Source organism: Sphingopyxis sp. 10G20-10 (assembly GCF_057365075.1).
Genome location: NZ_CP195117.1, coordinates 798,103 through 813,586 on the forward strand (window position 1 = coordinate 798,103; position 15,484 = coordinate 813,586).

At 59.8% G+C, this 15,484-nt stretch carries 18 protein-coding genes; 10 read left to right on the plus strand and 8 right to left on the minus strand.

Annotated elements, in window-relative coordinates; all coding sequences use genetic code 11:
- Positions 1 to 3: 3 nt before the first annotated feature.
- Together ACR3XE_RS03965 and ACR3XE_RS03970 are read right to left on the minus strand one after the other, a co-directional pair.
- Positions 4 to 174 carry a hypothetical protein gene (locus ACR3XE_RS03965; RefSeq protein ID WP_473698899.1) on the minus strand — a complete coding sequence of 57 codons (171 nt, stop codon included), beginning with the start codon at positions 172 to 174 and terminating at the stop codon, positions 4 to 6.
- Complete coding sequence (locus tag ACR3XE_RS03970; RefSeq protein WP_473698898.1) at positions 171 to 1,544, minus strand: class II 3-deoxy-7-phosphoheptulonate synthase; 1,374 nt, start codon at positions 1,542 to 1,544, stop codon at positions 171 to 173. Before ACR3XE_RS03970 ends, ACR3XE_RS03965 begins: the two co-directional genes overlap by 4 nt.
- A gap of 323 nt (positions 1,545 to 1,867) precedes the next feature.
- Between ACR3XE_RS03970 and ACR3XE_RS03975 the strand changes: the two genes are divergently transcribed.
- From ACR3XE_RS03975 to ACR3XE_RS03985, 3 genes are all read left to right on the plus strand, one after another.
- The gene (locus ACR3XE_RS03975; protein ID WP_473698897.1) at positions 1,868 to 2,449 is read left to right on the plus strand and encodes a Crp/Fnr family transcriptional regulator; all 582 of its coding nucleotides are present in this window, start codon (positions 1,868 to 1,870) and stop codon (positions 2,447 to 2,449) included.
- A 16-nt stretch (positions 2,450 to 2,465) separates the two neighbouring features.
- Positions 2,466 to 2,816, plus strand: coding sequence for an ArsC family reductase (locus tag ACR3XE_RS03980; protein WP_473698896.1), 351 nt, complete (start codon positions 2,466 to 2,468; stop codon positions 2,814 to 2,816).
- A 62-nt stretch (positions 2,817 to 2,878) separates the two neighbouring features.
- Positions 2,879 to 3,889: a glycerophosphodiester phosphodiesterase gene (locus tag ACR3XE_RS03985; RefSeq protein ID WP_473698895.1), complete on the plus strand. Its 1,011-nt coding sequence runs from the start codon at positions 2,879 to 2,881 to the stop codon at positions 3,887 to 3,889.
- Positions 3,890 to 3,896: 7 nt separating this feature from the next.
- Here ACR3XE_RS03985 and ACR3XE_RS03990 read toward each other — a convergent pair whose 3' ends face one another.
- Together ACR3XE_RS03990 and ACR3XE_RS03995 are read right to left on the minus strand one after the other, a co-directional pair.
- Positions 3,897 to 4,118: a helix-turn-helix transcriptional regulator gene (locus ACR3XE_RS03990; protein ID WP_473698894.1), complete on the minus strand. Its 222-nt coding sequence runs from the start codon at positions 4,116 to 4,118 to the stop codon at positions 3,897 to 3,899.
- Between the two features lies 1 nt (position 4,119).
- Complete coding sequence (locus ACR3XE_RS03995; protein ID WP_473698893.1) at positions 4,120 to 4,539, minus strand: hypothetical protein; 420 nt, start codon at positions 4,537 to 4,539, stop codon at positions 4,120 to 4,122.
- Positions 4,540 to 4,664: 125 nt separating this feature from the next.
- On the opposite strand from ACR3XE_RS03995, the gene panB reads away from it, so the two are divergent.
- The 6 genes from panB (at position 4,665) to ACR3XE_RS04025 (ending at position 9,938) form a co-directional block, all read left to right on the plus strand.
- Positions 4,665 to 5,528 (plus strand): 3-methyl-2-oxobutanoate hydroxymethyltransferase, encoded by an 864-nt coding sequence (gene panB / locus ACR3XE_RS04000; RefSeq protein WP_486185927.1) that lies wholly within the window; start codon positions 4,665 to 4,667, stop codon positions 5,526 to 5,528.
- A gap of 115 nt (positions 5,529 to 5,643) precedes the next feature.
- Entirely contained in the window at positions 5,644 to 6,414 is a 771-nt protein-coding gene (locus tag ACR3XE_RS04005) for a tetratricopeptide repeat protein (RefSeq protein ID WP_473698892.1), read from the plus strand.
- 1 nt (position 6,415) lies between these two features.
- Positions 6,416 to 7,750, plus strand: coding sequence for an outer membrane protein assembly factor BamB family protein (locus tag ACR3XE_RS04010; RefSeq protein ID WP_486185928.1), 1,335 nt, complete (start codon positions 6,416 to 6,418; stop codon positions 7,748 to 7,750).
- Between the two features lie 48 nt (positions 7,751 to 7,798).
- Positions 7,799 to 9,172, plus strand: a complete 1,374-nt coding sequence (gene der, locus ACR3XE_RS04015; protein WP_486185929.1) for a ribosome biogenesis GTPase Der — start codon at positions 7,799 to 7,801, stop codon at positions 9,170 to 9,172.
- The gene (locus ACR3XE_RS04020; RefSeq protein WP_473698890.1) at positions 9,162 to 9,401 is read left to right on the plus strand and encodes a sulfurtransferase TusA family protein; all 240 of its coding nucleotides are present in this window, start codon (positions 9,162 to 9,164) and stop codon (positions 9,399 to 9,401) included. Before der ends, ACR3XE_RS04020 begins: the two co-directional genes overlap by 11 nt.
- Before the next feature lie 117 nt (positions 9,402 to 9,518).
- On the plus strand, positions 9,519 to 9,938 hold the full coding sequence (locus ACR3XE_RS04025) for an Hpt domain-containing protein (RefSeq protein ID WP_473698889.1): 420 nt from the start codon (positions 9,519 to 9,521) through the stop codon (positions 9,936 to 9,938).
- On the opposite strand, the gene ACR3XE_RS04030 is transcribed toward ACR3XE_RS04025, so the two are convergent.
- Together ACR3XE_RS04030 and ACR3XE_RS04035 are read right to left on the minus strand one after the other, a co-directional pair.
- On the minus strand, positions 9,935 to 11,197 hold the full coding sequence (locus ACR3XE_RS04030) for a DUF418 domain-containing protein (RefSeq protein ID WP_486185930.1): 1,263 nt from the start codon (positions 11,195 to 11,197) through the stop codon (positions 9,935 to 9,937). The genes ACR3XE_RS04025 and ACR3XE_RS04030 overlap by 4 nt on opposite strands.
- Positions 11,198 to 11,221: 24 nt before the next feature.
- Positions 11,222 to 11,896, minus strand: coding sequence for a nitroreductase family protein (locus tag ACR3XE_RS04035; RefSeq protein WP_473698887.1), 675 nt, complete (start codon positions 11,894 to 11,896; stop codon positions 11,222 to 11,224).
- Positions 11,897 to 12,009: 113 nt separating this feature from the next.
- Here ACR3XE_RS04035 and ACR3XE_RS04040 point away from each other — a divergent pair, with 113 nt between their 5' ends.
- The gene (locus ACR3XE_RS04040) at positions 12,010 to 12,789 is read left to right on the plus strand and encodes a Coq4 family protein (RefSeq protein ID WP_473698886.1); all 780 of its coding nucleotides are present in this window, start codon (positions 12,010 to 12,012) and stop codon (positions 12,787 to 12,789) included.
- Between the two features lie 33 nt (positions 12,790 to 12,822).
- Here ACR3XE_RS04040 and ACR3XE_RS04045 read toward each other — a convergent pair whose 3' ends face one another.
- Both ACR3XE_RS04045 and purL read right to left on the minus strand, forming a co-directional pair.
- Entirely contained in the window at positions 12,823 to 13,149 is a 327-nt protein-coding gene (locus ACR3XE_RS04045; protein WP_473698885.1) for a DUF6122 family protein, read from the minus strand.
- Between the two features lie 21 nt (positions 13,150 to 13,170).
- Positions 13,171 to 15,396 (minus strand): phosphoribosylformylglycinamidine synthase subunit PurL, encoded by a 2,226-nt coding sequence (purL, locus tag ACR3XE_RS04050; RefSeq protein ID WP_473698884.1) that lies wholly within the window; start codon positions 15,394 to 15,396, stop codon positions 13,171 to 13,173.
- Positions 15,397 to 15,484: the final 88 nt, after the last annotated feature.

A 15,484-nucleotide genomic window follows, 5' to 3' on the forward strand; every position in this document is an offset into this window, starting at 1 on the left:
CGATTAACGCGTCAGCAGATAATAGCCGACATAGAACCAACTGAATATGCCGTGGATGATCGCCCACAGCACCGAATGATGCGTGGTGAAGCTGATGACCATTGCCAGCGCACTGCCAAAACCGACGCCGTTGCGAATGACTTCGCGACGAACAATGACCCGCCGCTCGCTCATGCCGCCGCTTTCGCCCGCTCGACCATCTCTTGATTGAGCATTTCGGCGAGCAGGAAGGCGAGTTCCAGCGACTGACCGGCATTGAGCCGCGGGTCGCAGTGGGTGTGATAGCGATCGGCCAGATCCATTTGGGTGACGTCCATCGCCCCGCCCGTACATTCGGTGACATTCTGCCCCGTCATCTCGATATGGATGCCGCCGCCATGCGTTCCTTCGGCGCGGTGGACCGCGAAAAAGCCGCGCACCTCGGCCAAAATACGCTCGAACGGGCGGGTTTTATAGCCATTGTTGGTCTTGATGACATTGCCGTGCATCGGGTCGCATGACCAGACCACCGGATGGCCCGATTGCTTGACCGCGCGCACCAGCTTGGGCAGCCCCGCCTCGATCTTGTCATGGCCATAGCGGGTGATCAGGGTCATCCGGCCCGGCACATGGTCGGGGTTCAACGTGTCGAGCAGGCGCAGCAGCGCGTCGGGCTCTAGGCTCGGGCCGCACTTCATACCGATCGGATTGCCGATACCGCGCAGATATTCGATATGCGCCGACCCTTCGAAGCGAGTGCGGTCGCCGACCCACAGGAAATGCGCCGAAGTGTCGTACCAGCCGCCGGTCAGGCTGTCCTGTCGCGTCAGGGCCTGCTCATAGGGGAGCAGCAGCGCCTCGTGACTGGTGAAAAAGCTGGTGCCTTTGATTTGCGGCACGGTTTCGGGCGTGACGCCGCACGCTTCCATAAACGCCAACGCCTCTGAAATGCGCCCGGCGGTTTCCTCATATTTTTTGGCCCAGGGGCTGCGGTCCATGAAATCATGCGTCCAGGCGTTGACCTGCCGCAGATTGGCATAGCCACCGTTGGCAAAGGCGCGCAGCAGGTTCAGCGTCGCCGCGGCCTGGCTATATGCTTTGATCATCCGGCGCGGATCGGGCTGACGCCCCGCCTCGGCAAAGGCGATGTCGTTGATGATGTCGCCGCGATAGCTGGGCAGCGATACGCCGTCGATTTCTTCCATGTCGGCCGAGCGCGGCTTGGCAAATTGGCCCGCCATGCGCCCGAGTTTCACCACGGGCATTTTGGAAGCAAAGGTCAGCACCACCGCCATTTGCAGTAGCACGCGAAACGTGTCGCGGATGTTGTTGGGGTGAAATTCGGCGAAGCTTTCGGCGCAGTCGCCGCCTTGCAACAGAAAGGCCTTGCCCGCCGCCACCTTGCCCAGCTCATCGGTCAAGTCGCGGGCTTCACCTGCAAACACCAACGGCGGATAATTGCTCAACTCCAGCTCTGCCGCCTCAAGGGCGTCGGCGTCGGCATAGGTCGGCAGTTGCCGCACTTCCTGTGCACGCCAGCTGTGCGGTTGCCATTTCTTCGTCATATCATCCATCCATTATCCGAATCGCGCGCTCACATGGCGCGTTCGAGCCGCTGAGGCAAGGGCAAGGAAATTAGCAAGAATGGCGCCATCGCGCACCAATGCTTTTCTTGCGCGGTCGAAACTGTTACTAATCGTACCGAAAAGGCGATATCGTGGATCGACTTGGGGGTCGCCAAGCCGACATTCGCTGCTACGTGTGGGCCATAAGATAAAAACAGGTCTCTTGCATTATGTATGGAACGACCAATTTTGACTTCGCATGGCTAGGCTATGCTGCGCTTCTGCTGCTCCTTTTCGCGTCCTTGTCGACGCGGACGCAAATAGTGCGCGCCGGCATTTGTGCCGTCATGCTGGTCGAGATGGTCGCAAGTTTCTGGTTTTATGACCGTTTCATCTTTGGCTTCATCCTGCTGTTGATCTTGGTGGTGAACCTTTTGCAGATTTCCCGCACGCTGTTCCAAAATTCCAATGTGCGTTTCACCGATGAAGAACAACAGCTGCGCGATGCGCATTTTTCGACCCTGAGTCCCAGCGACGCGCGCCGCTTGATCGATCAGGGTTATTGGATATCGGCGCGGCGCGGTGAGATTTTGATTCGCGAAAATCACGCAGCGCCGAGTCTCTTTTACCTCGCCGACGGGACCGCAACAATTCGGCGGAGCAAGGCCGATGTCGGCAGCGTGTCGGGTGGCGATTTAATCGGCGAGGCAACGGTCATGGATGGCACCGATGCCACCGGCACCGTGTTGCTCGCGACCAATGCCCGGCTGTGGTTTGTGCCCGCGCAGGCGCTACGCAGCTATCTTGCCGCAAACCCCAGCATTGCCGCCGCTCTGCATGAAGGGTTCGCGCGCGCACTGCGTGGCAAATTGGCCAGCGCAAACACTCGCATTGCCGAGAGCTAATCGCTATCATAGCGACATGACAGTGACTCTTTTCGGCATTCCCAATTGCGACACAGTAAAAAAGGCGCGGCGCTGGCTCGACGCGCAGGGCGTGGCGCATCAGTTTCATGATTTACGCAAGGACGGCCTGACCGATACGCGGCTGCAGCGGTGGATCGATGCGCTGGGCTGGGAAAAATTGCTCAATCGCAACGGCACCACATTTCGCAAATTGCCCGATGCGCAAAAGCAGGATCTGGATGCCTCGCGCGCCAAGACACTGATGCTCGACCAAGTGGCGATGATCCGCCGTCCGGTGGTCGAAGCGGGCGAAACGATCAGCGTCGGATTCAAGGAAGCCGATTGGCAGGACCGTTTTGGTGCATGAGGGTGTGGAGGCAGTTTTTGCTGGCGCTGGCCTTGTTGCCGGCGGGCTGCGCGGCTGAGCCTATGTCCGTCCAACCGACCCTTGATGGCAAGCCGCCGGTCATCATCGCCCACCGCGGTGCGTCGGGCGAGCGTCCCGAACATACGCTGGCCAGTTACCAGCTTGCGATCGAACTAGGCGCCGATTTCATCGAGCCTGATCTGGTGCTGACCAAGGATGACGTGCTGGTGGCGCGGCACGAAAATGACATCAGCGACACCACCGATGTTGCCGACCATCCCGAATTCGCCGACCGCCGCGCGACCAAGAGCATCGACGGCCACAAGGTCACAGGCTGGTTCACAGAGGATTTCACGCTCGCCGAGCTCAAAACGCTGCACGCGCGCGAACGTCTGCCTCGCCTGCGCGGCACGTCACATGACGATGAATATGACATCCCGACATTTGAAGAGATTTTGGAGCTGTTGGCCCGCGTGAACAAGGGTCGCAACCATGTGGTCGGCGTCTATCCTGAAACCAAGCATCCCAGCTATTTCGCGTCGATTGGCTTGCCGCACGAGGGGCCAATGCTCGCGCTGCTCGACCGTTTTGGTTATCATGGCCGCTCCGCGCCGGTGTTTATTCAGAGCTTTGAGGTCGGCAACTTAAAGGCATTACGGGCCAAGAGCGACCTGCCGCTGATCCAGTTGATGGACGGCGAAGGCGGCCCCGCCGATGATGCGACGATGACCTATGCCGACATGGCGACACCGGCGGGATTACAGGCGGTGGCACAATATGCTGACGGCATCGGTCCCAACAAGACGATGATCATTCCGCGCACGATGGTCGGCAATCTGGGCGAGCCGACATCGCTGGTCGCCGATGCCCATGCGGCGGGGCTGAAAGTTCACCCCTGGACCTTTCGCCGCGAGAATTATTTTCTGCCGCTCGCCGACAAAGGCGGCATCAATCCGGCGGGTCATGGTAATCTGGCATTGGAAATCCGCGCCTATCTGGCGACGGGCATCGACGGATTGTTCAGCGATAACCCACGCGAAGCGGTGGCGACGGTGCGGGCGCAAATTCGCTGACCCGCGCCTAATCCTTGTCCTCTTGCCACTGGAATATCTCTTCGAGCGGCCTGGCAAAGACATGGGCGATGCGAAAGGCGACCTCTAGCGAGGGAGAATAGCGCCCCTGTTCGATTGCCGCGACGGTCTGGCGGGTGACGCCGACTCGCTCGCCCAGATCGGCCTGCGTCATCTCTCCTGCGAGGAAGCGCAGGGTGCGAATATCATTTCCTATCGGTAATTTGGCCATGTCAGGCGCGCCGATAGAGCCAGATTTGTGATCCGATGCGGATCAGCTCTGCAACGACGACCATTGCCAGCAACAGATTGAGTAAAATGGCACCATCGACGCCTGCAAACAGCAAGCCAATGCAACTCCACGTGCCGACGACCATCGGATAATAGGCCAGATGCGTGCCGCGCCAGTGGATCGTGCGGTCGCGCTCATCCTCGGCCAGATGAACTTCGCCGCGATTGCGGATGGCCAGAATGATGGTGGCGATGGTCATCACCACGATGATGCCGAGCGTCAGCGGGATCAACATTCCTCCAGCGGCCCATAGTGCGGCAGGCCCTTTGACCACGCCCCAAGGGAAGCTGAGGAAATACCAGCCGAAGGCAAGGAATATCGCAATGAAGGCGACCCAGTGCATTTTTTCGCGGAAAGACATGGCAGCGGCTCCAGTGAAGTTTTGATAACACCATGTTAAATATATCATACATAATGTCAAGTCATCTTCCCATCGCTGGCTTAAGCGCTTTTGCCGGACCCGATTAACGGCTAGACCGCGCCCCCATGTCCACACTTCCCAAAACACTCACCTATGACACGTCGACCAGCCGTGCCAATCCGACCCCCCAGCCCATGAAGCGGTTGACTGTCCCGCGCATCCGCCAGCGCAAGGGTGGCGAGCCGCTGGTCATGCTGACGGCCTATACAGTGCGGATGGCGCAGCTGCTGGACCCGCATTGCGACTTGCTGCTCGTCGGCGATTCGCTGGGTCAGGTGATTTACGGGCTGCCGCACACGGTGGCGGTGACGATGGAAATGATGGCGCTGCATGGCGCAGCGGTAGTGCGTGGTAGCTATCATGCCGCCGTTGTCGTCGATATGCCGTTCGGCAGCTATGAGGCCAGCCCCGAACAGGCCTTTGCCAACGCCTCGCGCTTGCTCAAGGAAACCGGCGCCGCCGCGGTCAAGCTGGAAGGCGGCACCGTTATGGCCCCGACCATCGAATTTTTGGCACAGCGCGGCATACCGGTGATGGGCCATGTCGGGCTGACCCCGCAGGCGGTGAACATCATGGGCGGCTATGGCGTGCGCGGGAAAAGTGACGAAGAGGCGCGCGCTATCGTCGATGATGCGATTGCCGTTTCACAGGCTGGCGCTTTTTCGGTGGTGATCGAGGGCGTGCTCGAACCGATAGCGATTGAGATTACCAATAAAGTCGATTGTCCGACCATCGGCATCGGCGCGTCGGCGCAATGTGACGGTCAGGTTTTGGTGACAGAGGATATGCTGGGGATGTTCGAACGCGTCCCCAAATTCGTCAAACGCTATCATGATATGGCATCGGTCGTTGAGACGGCGGTCAGCAGCTATGCCGAAGAAGTCAGGTCTCGTTCATTCCCGACCGCCGATCAAATCTACCCCGGCTAGTCCTGCGTGCAGATTACCTGATCCAGTGAATCGCTTGGCCTTTTCGGGTGCCACGGCTATGGAAGCCGCCGACGGGTCTTGTGCCCACAGCCTGTTGAATATGATGGAGGTTTGATTGGCCACGAGCCCGACCGAAAATAGCGCGTTATTACAAGAAGTTGATGAAGCTGTCCGCCAGGACCAGATCGCCAATATATGGCGGCGTTTCGGGCTTTTGCTGGTGGCTGCTGTCGTCGCTGCCCTGCTCGGCTTTGGTGGCTGGGTGTATTGGCAGCACCAACAAGAGGTCAAACGCGGCGAAAATGCCGAAACGCTGATTGCTGCCTATGACAAGGTCAAAGGCAATGAACCGCGCGCGGCGACCAAGATGCTGCAAGGGTTGGAAACCGACGGCGACGATGCCTATCGCGCCATTTCGTTGGTTCAACAGTCCAATATGAAGCTGAAAACCGGCGATACGCAAGCCGCAGCGGCGTTGCTCGGTCGCGTTGCCAGCGATCCGAAAATCGATTCTTCGCTGCGTGACATGGCGCTGGTTCGCAAAACGGCCATCGAATTTGACACGCTGAAACCCGAAGAGGTGATCAGCCGGATGAAACCGATCGTCGACGCCAAGGACCCGATCTCCAGTTGGTTCCCGAGCGCCGCCGAATTGCTGGCCGTGGCTTATTATCAAACCGGCAAGACCGACGAAGCGGGGTCGCTTTACGGACGGATCGCCAAGCTTCCCGACATCCCCAAATCGCTGCAATCGCGCGCGGTTCAGATGGCTGGCATGTTGGGCGTCGATGCCGTTGTCGACCGGGCAGCGGAAAGCGAAAAAAAGGATGGGGATGACGCGACGGCAAAAGCTGCGCCGCCCGCGACAAATGGGAAAGCAAAATAATATGCTGAAACGGCGTCTGATAATTTGTGCTGCAATAATGTCCCTGCCTTTGGCTGGGTGCGCGGCGTTCAAGGGCAAAGGTGGCCCGCACACACCGACAGTTGGCGAGCGTGTGTCCATTCTGACAAATGATGCCAGCATCAAGGTTGATCCGGCCATCGCCAATGTCGATGTCGTGCTTCCCGAACCGGTCGTGAATGTCGATTGGGCGCAATCGGGGGGCAATGCCTCCAAGACGATAGGGAATGTCGCTCTGGCTGCGACGCGCAGCCGCCTCTGGACCGCTGACATCAGCGGCAGCACTACCAAGCAGCGCCTGTCGACGTCGCCGGTAATCGCCGACAACCGCTTGTTTGTTGTCGATACCGATGCGCAAGTATCGGCCTTTGCTGCTGATACGGGTGCCCTGTTGTGGCGCACGGCCATCGGCAGCACGGGCAAGGATTTCAAAGATTCGCTGTTTGGCGGCGGTGCAGGCGTGGACGGCTCGGTGGTCTATGCCACCAGCGGGGTTGGTGATGTGGCCGCGTTGAATGTGGCTGACGGATCGGTGATCTGGAAGGTAAAGCCTGCTGGCCCGCTGCGCGGCGCGCCGACAATTGCCTTTGGCGGCGTTTATGTGATTACCCAGGACAACCAGATTTATGCCCTTAACGCTGCCGATGGTGCCGTTTTGTGGCAGGCCACGGCCTCCACTGAGCCCGGTAGCGTCTTTGGCGCCGCGTCGCCCGCCGCTGGTCAGGGTTCGATTGTCGCAGGCTTTTCCTCGGGCGAAGTGCAGGCCTATCGTTATGAAAATGGCCGCGACCTATGGGAAGACGCGCTGGCACGGACCAGCATGTCCTTGTCCGTATCGACCCTCAGCGACGTCGACGCCGATCCGGTGGTCGACCGCGGCCGGGTGTTCGCGCTGGGGCAGGGCGGTCGCATGGCCAGCTATGAACTGGTCACGGGCCAACGCACTTGGGAAATTTCGATTGCCGGAATTTCGACCCCTTATGTGGTCGGTGAATGGGTCTTTGTGATGACCGATGATGCCAAATTGCTGTGTGTAACCCGCGCCACCGGCAAGATTCGCTGGCTCAAGCAGTTGCAGCGGTTCCGCGTCGAAACAAAAAAGAAAAAGAAGGATCCGATTCGTTGGACCGGACCGATTCTGGCCGGTGGCCGTTTGATCGCCGTGAACAGTGAGGGTCAGCTGGCCGAATTTTCACCAGCCGACGGATCGACGCTGGCGACGACGGACCTCAAAAACTCGATTTCGCAGCCGCCTGTGGTCGCGAATAATATTCTGTATATCTTACAGGATGACGGGCGGCTTTCCGCCTGGCGCTGATGATTTTGTCCGGCCTGTGCTGGCCGACGCGTGAATGGGATAAACAAGATGGCGCGATCCGCGACGATCGCCATTGTCGGTCGACCCAATGTCGGCAAATCGACGCTGTTCAATCGGCTGGTCGGAAAGCGGCTGGCGCTGGTCGATGACCAGCCAGGGGTGACGCGCGACCGGCGCGAAGGCGACGGACAGCTTTTGGGGCTGGAGTTTCGCATCGTCGATACGGCGGGGTTTGAGGATCAGGACGCGGCGACGCTGCCCGGCCGGATGCGGGTGCAGACCGAAAAAGCGGTGCGAGAGGCCGATGCGGCGCTGTTCATGATCGATGCGCGCGCTGGCGTGACCCCGCTCGACGAGGAAATAGCCCGCTGGTTGCGCAGCGAAGATACGCCGATCATCCTTGTCGCCAACAAAGCCGAAGGCAAACAGGGCGAAAACGGCCTGCTCGAAGCCTATTCGCTGGGGTTCGACAATCCGGTCGCTCTCAGCGCCGAACATGGCGAAGGCGTGGTCGAACTGTTCGACGTCCTGCGTCCGATCATCGATGCCTATGACGCTGAACAGGAATTGCGCGACGGCGACAGCGTCGATGATGAAGAGGACGGCCCGCTCAAACTCGCAATCGTGGGGCGCCCCAATGCGGGTAAATCGACGCTGATCAACCGCATGATCGGCGAGGACCGACTGATTACCGGACCAGAAGCAGGGATTACGCGCGATTCGATCCGCATCGACTGGCAATGGGATGACGGCGGCGGGATGCGCCAGTTGCAATTGTTTGATACCGCCGGAATGCGCAAGCGCGCCAAAGTTCAGGAAAAACTGGAGAAGCTGTCGGTCGCCGATGCGATGCACGCGGTCGATTTCGCCGAGGTTGTCGTCCTGTTGCTCGATTCGACCGTCGGGCTAGAGGCGCAAGATCTGAAAATTGCCGACCGCGTATTGCAAGAAGGGCGCGCTCTGATCGTCGCGCTCAACAAATGGGATGTCGCGGGCGATCCCAGCTCGCAGTTCAACGGCACCCGCGCCGCGCTTGAGGATGGACTCAGTCAGGTCAAGGGCGTGCCGCTGCTCAGCCTTTCGGGCGCGACTGGCCGGGGTATCGATACTTTGGTCAAGGTTGCGTTCGAACAACGCGACATCTGGACCCAGCGCGTCTCCACTGCCAAGCTCAACCGCTGGTTCGAAAGCGCTGTCGCCTCCAATCCGCCACCGGCACCGGGTGGCAAGCGAATCAAGCTTCGCTATGTGACACAGGCGCGCAACCGACCGCCGACCTTTGTCGTGTTCGGCAGCCGTACCGATTCGCTCCCTGCAAGCTATCAACGCTATCTGGTGAACGGGCTGCGAAAAGAATTGGGGTTTCAGGGCGTGCCGATCCGGCTCAATTTCCGCAGCACGCGCAATCCCTATGACGAATGAGGCGGGGGCCAGCGAAGCGGCTTCCGTCGTCGATACCCGCGGGATGTGCTGCCCGTGGCCCGCGCTGCGGCTGGCCCGCGCAATGCGCAGCGAAACGCACGTTACCTTGATGGCCGACGATCCACAGGCCGCCCGCGAAATCGCCGCGCTTGCCGCGCAACAGGGCTGGGATGTGCAACCGCTGGCCTCTATGGCCGATGTCCAGCAGTGGGATGTCCGCCGCAGTTGACGCCCATCGGTCGGCTTCCGCCTGACCCCGTAAATGTCCGTAACGCCTTTTTTACTCTCCTTGGGCCATATGGTCGTGGGACCCTATTGTAGTGCTAGCAAGCCAAGGGGCGGAGAATTGGAACAGACTTTGGTCGATTGGGACGAATATCGGGCGACCCGAGCCCAGTTGGGCGGCGCATTTGTGCGCATTTTGGGCTATTTTCGTGAGGACGGGATCAAATCGGTCGCGGCCATCGAAGACGCGATGCGTAATCAGGATGCACGCGGACTGGTGATGCCTGCGCACACGCTTAAAGGCGAATCGCGTCAATTTGGTGCCGAGAAGCTGGCGAGTCTTGCCGAACAGATAGAGGTTTTCGCGCGCCGCTGTGTCGAACTGCAAATATCACCCGAAGAATATTTGCCGCGCGTGGTGACGCTACGCTCTCTGTTCGAGGAAACGCTGGCGGCGCTTGAAGCCGAATGTAATCCTCTTGTCCAGAAACGCGCAGGCGGCTTTGGTCGCGCGGGTCGGGCGCGGGTGATGGGCGGTTAGGTCGGCGCGTTCGCGCTGGCACGGCGAAACGGTTGGAACGCAGCGCGCGACAGGCTGCGCCACAACCACTCCAGCGGACCATAATGAAACCGGTCGAGCCACGGCTTGGACCAGATCAACATGGCCGCCCACATGCCAAAACAGAAGAGATAAAGGCCGGCGCGGGACACGCTGCCGAACAGGCCGAGGCCATAGCCATAAAAGATGGTGGTCATCACGATCGAGGTCGTGAGGTAATTGGTGAACGCCATGCGCCCGGTCGCGGCGAACCGCGCGCGCACGGCATCGCTGGCGCGCGTCTGGATCAACAACATGATCAGCGCCGCCCAGCCGACCGTCATCAGGATATCGAACGGAGCGGAAAAGACCATGCTCGCGCCAAAGACGGTGACGGCGTCAAACCCCGATTGCTGCGTGTGCCATGCGATCAGCGCGAGTGGTGGAATGGCAATCAGGAAAGCGCGCCGCGCCCATTTGGCATAGCGCGCGGCGCTCCACTCACCGGTTAGCATCTGCGATTTGTACAAGGCCATGCCGACGAGCATCAGCGCCATGGTCTCCCACAAAAACAGCAATGTCTGGACAATCGGGTCCGCCGCCTTGTCGCCCATGCGTAGCCCCGCAATGTCACGATAGCTGCCCAGATAATGGGCGAGGTCAGGCCCATAGTTTGCGGAGTGAGCGCCCATTTCGGCTTGAAATTCGACCAGTGCTCCGGCCATGCTCTTGGCCGCTTCGGGGGGAAGCCGCCCCGCCTCCAACAGGGCAAAGGATAGCCAGCTTGATCCCAGCAGCGCCATACTGATGAAGAGGAAGCCGGCGGCCCAAATCAACAGGCCTCGAATAGAGGTGTCGCGGAACAGGAACAGCAACAACCCGCACGCGGCATAGAGCGACAGGATGTCGCCGAACCAGATGAAATAATAATGGGCGAGGCCGAACAGCCCCAGCCACAGCATCCGCGCATAATGGGTCCGCATCGCATCGCGCCCGTCCGCCTGGGCGCGTTCGATGACCAGCAATGTGCTGGCGCCGAATAATATCGAAAACAGCCCGCGCATCTTGGAATCGACAAAGACGAAGTTAAACGCCCAGGTGGCAAGGTCCGATGTGCTGGGGCCGCTCCCCGCGGCCGGATTGAAATAGGCGCTGGTCGGCAGGGAAAAGGCAACAATGTTCATCGCCAAAATGCCCATGACCGCGACGCCGCGAATGGCATCGAGGCTGACATAACGATTGCCGAGAGCGGATTGGTTCATGAAAAGCCTCCCCTGTTGGGAAGGCTAGAGCCAGTTGCACATCTGGTCGAGGGGTTTCTTGCGCGTTGCTTGCACCGGAATTGTTGCGTCGGGGGCGGGATGGCCGACGACGATCAACATCATGGGTTTTTCGTCGGCAGGGCGCCCGCAAATGTCGCGCAAGAACCCCATCGGCGATGGCGTGTGGGTCAGCGTGGCCAGCCCCGCGCTGTGCAAGGTTGTGAGCAACAGTCCGCACGCAATGCCGACGCTTTCGGTGACATAATAATTCTGCTTTTTGTCGTCGGGCTCGATCCCGCCACGGCGCTGCCCGAAGGCGACGATCAGCCAGGGCGCGATGTCTAGGAACTCTTTATCCTCGTCAGTGCCTAGCGGCGCCAGCGCTTCGAGCCATTCCTGACCGGCGCGGCTGGCGTAAAAAACCTTCTCTTCTTCCTCGGCGGCTAAGCGGATGCGATGCTTGGTGTCGGGCGCGGATATGGCGGTAAAATGCCAGGGCTGATGGTTGGCGCCATTGGGTGCGGTTCCGGCGGCCATGATCGCGGCCTCGATCACAGCGCGCGGCACGGGCGTATCGGTGAACATGCGGCAGCTGCGCCGTGCCGCAATATGGTCGCGAAAGGCCTCGGCGGCGGCAATGCGCTCGGCGTCGGTCAGGACGGGCAGGGCGGTGTAGGGGATGGTGGCATGAGGTTGCATGGCCGTTTGCTTAACCGTCACCGCGCTTTGCCGCTAGTCCCGTTAATGCTATATTGACATTCATGTCAGTAAGGCTATCTTATTCTCATCGACTAACCGCAAAGAGACTCGCCATGACGCCGACCATCTTTTCCCACCCCGCCCGCGAGCGGCCCAAGTTTCGCCCGTTCAAGGCGTTCAGCCATTTCCGCAAGCTCATCAAGGACAAGGAAGACACCGAACAGGTGTTCCACATCTTTGAATGTCTGCCGCGCAAGGGGTTCGTGCCCGAAGCCAAAGCCTTTATCGACAGCGAGCGTGGCCAGCGCCTGATGGCGAGCGAGCCCGGCCTGCCGTCGATTCTTGACGATCATGCGGCGCTGGAAAAACTGCCCGCAGGCACAGTCGGTCGCACCTATGTCGAATTCATGCAGCGCGAGGGTCTGTCTGCCGCCGGGCTTGTCGCCGAAAGCGAAAAGATGCGCGGTGATCGCCCGGTCTTTAACGACCAGATTCAATGGTATGGTGACCGTCTGCGCGATACGCATGACCTGTTTCATATCCTGACCGGTTATGGCCGCGACGCGCTGGGGGAACAGTGCGTGCTGGGTTTCACCTATGGTCAGACCCGCAATCTGGGCAATTTCTTCATCGCCTATCTGGGCGGGCTGCACCTGTCACGACAGGTCAAGACCAGAGCGCCGGTGATTGCCGCAATCCGTCAGGGTCAACGATGCGGCAAAGCGGCGCAGTCCATCGTCGATCAGGATATTCGCGCGCTGCTTGCCGAACCGCTTGATGCGGCGCGCAAAAGGCTGAATATCGCCGAGCCGACCCTGTATCAGAAGGCGCATCAAACCTATCGCAGTCGCGGCATTGATCCCTATAATTTCATGGCCGCTGCGCCGGCCTGATAGGGCGGAAATCTGGCGCGTCTGACCTTCGATTTATAAGGTCAGGCAAACGCCGCTATCGACGGTCAGATGCCACAGGCATCCCACCGCCACTGCGCGCCATTTCCATGATGGGATAAAGAGCAGCAGGATATAGACGATTGCGGCCCAGCCGCTGTGCAAGGGATGAAATCCAATGCTGCACCGGTCGGGATCGAAAATCGGGCTGGCAAGCAAATGATCGAGGTCGATCAAATTGGTTGCGACGCTGATCCAGCCAGCGCGCTGCCAATGCGTTCGCCAAAAAAGCCAGCCGAGCGCAAATGGCATCAGGAAATGCCCGCTGTAATGTAAAAGCGGGAAAATCCAGTCAGCGGTCATATCAACTCGGTATCGAACCCATCACGCCATCAGCGCCGGGAAAAATCCTTCATGCGCGCTCCGCAAATCGGCGAGGCTGACGCTGTGATCGCTGTCGGGCAGTTCAAAGACGATCTTGTCCTTGATCGTGCGGCCAACCGGATCGACCGGCACATCGGCGCGGTGCGCGGAGGCCAGAAAATCGGCGAGACAGGTGTCGCAAACGGTAACCAGATACAGACCCTGATCCTCGCCAAAAAAGCTCTCGGCGACACCGAACGGTTGTTCTTCGCTGATCAGCACACCGATGTCGGTCTTCAGCGCCATTTCGGCGAGCGTCACCGCCATGCCGCCGTCGGAGACGTCGTGACAGGCGGTGACCCAGCTTTGATTGATGGCATTGCGGATGAAGTTTGCGGTTCGGCGTTCGGCGCGCAGGTCAACCGGGGGCGGCGGGCCTTCTTCGCGGCCCTGAATTTCGCGCAGCCAGATCGACTGGCCCAGATGTCCCATGCGTTCGCCCACCGCGAGAACAATGTCGCCGGTGCGTTTGAAACCGATGCCGACCGCCTTGGTCAGATCGTCCATGACGCCGACTCCGCCGATCGCCGGGGTGGGAAGGATCGCGCTGCCGCCGCCGGTGGCCTTGCTTTCATTATACAGGCTGACATTGCCCGAGACGATCGGGAAGTCGAGAGCGCGGCACGCCTGTCCCATACCGTCGAGGCATCCGGTGATCTGTCCCATGATCTCGGGACGCTGCGGATTGGCAAAGTTCAGGCAGTTGGTCACCGCGAGCGGCAAGGCGCCAACTGCGCTAATATTGCGATAGGCCTCTGCAACCGCCTGCTTGCCGCCTTCGACGGGGTCGGCATAGCAATAGCGCGGGGTGCAATCGGTGGTCATCGCCAGCGCACGGTTGGTGCCATGAATCCGCACCAAGGCCGCATCGCCGCCAATTTGCAGCGTGTCGGCGCCGACCTGACTGTCATATTGCTCCCAGATCCAGCGCCGTGAGGCGATGTCGGGCGTTCCCATCAAGGTGAGCAGGTCCGCCGCAACGTCGGTGGTTTCGGGTACATTCGTCAGCGGCGCTTGCTTGGGTGTCGGGACGTGCGGACGCTCATAGAGCGGCGCGTCATCGGCGAGCGGCGCGAGTGGGATGTCACAAACGGTTTCGCCATGATGCTCCAACACCATGCGTCCCGTGTCGGTGACGGTTCCGATGACCGCGAAATCCAGTTCCCATTTTTTGAAGATCGCGGCGGCGAAATCTTCGCGACCGGGTTTCAGCACCATCAACATGCGTTCCTGAGATTCAGACAGCATCATTTCATAGGTGGTCATATTCGCTTCGCGCTGCGGCACATCGTCCATCTTGAGGTGGAGACCAACGCCGCCTTTGGACGCCATTTCAACCGCCGAAGAGGTCAGCCCCGCCGCGCCCATATCCTGAATCGCGACAATTGCGTCCGACGCCATCAGTTCGAGGCACGCCTCGATCAGCAATTTTTCGGTGAAAGGATCGCCAACCTGCACGGTTGGGCGTTTTGCTTCGGCATCCTCTGCAAAGTCGGCAGACGCCATGGTCGCGCCATGAATGCCGTCGCGGCCGGTTTTCGACCCGACATAGACGATCGGATTGCCTACGCCGCTGGCAGCGGAATAGAAAATTTTGTCCTGCTCGGCGACGCCGACGGTCATCGCGTTCACCAAAATATTGCCGTCATAGGCTTTGTGGAAATTCACCTCGCCAGCGACCGTTGGCACGCCGACACAATTGCCATAGCCACCGATACCGCGCACCACGCCAGAGATGAGATGCTTCATCTTGGGATGGTCGGGACGGCCAAAGCGGAGCGCGTTGAGATTGGCGACAGGGCGCGCGCCCATGGTGAACACGTCGCGCAAAATGCCGCCAACGCCGGTGGCCGCACCCTGATAGGGTTCGATATAGCTGGGGTGGTTGTGGCTCTCCATCTTGAAAATGGCGGCGAGCTTCTTGCCGTCCGGCCCTTCGCCAATGTCGATAACTCCCGCATTTTCGCCGGGTCCGCAAATCACCCATGGTGCCTTGGTCGGCAATTTCGACAAGTGAAGGCGCGAGCTTTTATAGCTGCAATGCTCGGACCACATGACCGAAAATATGCCGAGTTCGACCAGATTGGGTTCGCGCCCGAGCGCGTGCAGCACGCGATCATATTCTTCGGGTGACAGGCCGTGGTCGGCGACGGTTTGGGGCGTGATGGGTTCGGCTGAATTTGGCATGCGCGGCCTTTAGCGGTGCAGGCACAAAGCTGCTAGCCCCCATTGAACAGGAAAGTCAGCATCCGCACCGCCGCCGCTGGCTCTTTGT